We start from the raw sequence: 676 nt of genomic DNA on the forward strand, positions 1-676 counted from the left end.
AAAATGATGATGAGGAAATTCGCCGCGACCGCCGCCATGCTGGTCGCCGCCGTCGGCGTCGCGGCCGGTACCGCGAACGCCGACCCCGCCGCCCCCGCAGCGCCCGAAAGCGTCTACTACAAGGCCAGCGTCGTCGACAACGACAAAGCCGTTATCAAGACCGACGGTGGCTCGATCGTCAACGAAGACGGCATGCTCAAGATCAAGGCCGCCAACGGCGCCGTGCTCGCCGGCACCCCGCTGAACTTCCGGGTCGACGACTTCGAGTTCCCGATCGCCGCCGACATCTCCGGCAACACCGCCACCCTGACCCCCCAGTACGACGTGGCGCACGCGGTCTACAAGCCGGTCGCCCTCCCCTTCGAGGACTCGGCCCCCTTCAAGACCCCTTACGACCGTGAGGTCGCCGCGTTCAACCGCCTGAAGGACACCATCTCCACCGGTGCCACCATCGGCACGCTGGCCGGTGGTATCGGCGGCGCGGTCATCGGCTGCATCGCCGGCGCCGCCCTCGGTGTCGTCGCCACCGGTGCGCTGGCCACCCTGTTCGGCCTCGGCCCGCTCGGCGGCTGTGTCGCCGGTGCCGCCGCCGTCGGCTTCCTGGGGGTGCTCGCCGGGCAGATCTTCATCACCGCCCCGGTCGCCATCGGCGCCGCGATCCAGTACTTCGCCACCA

General features: G+C 69.4%; 1 protein-coding gene. It reads left to right on the forward strand.

Annotation, left to right across the window (positions count from 1 at the left end):
• Positions 1-3 precede the first annotated feature (3 nt).
• On the forward strand, positions 4-676 hold a 673-nt coding region (locus tag A5780_RS40660), incomplete at its 3' end, for a hypothetical protein (RefSeq protein ID WP_082976310.1).

The organism is Nocardia sp. 852002-20019_SCH5090214, from assembly GCF_001665865.1.
GTDB lineage: Bacteria > Actinomycetota > Actinomycetes > Mycobacteriales > Mycobacteriaceae > Nocardia > Nocardia nova.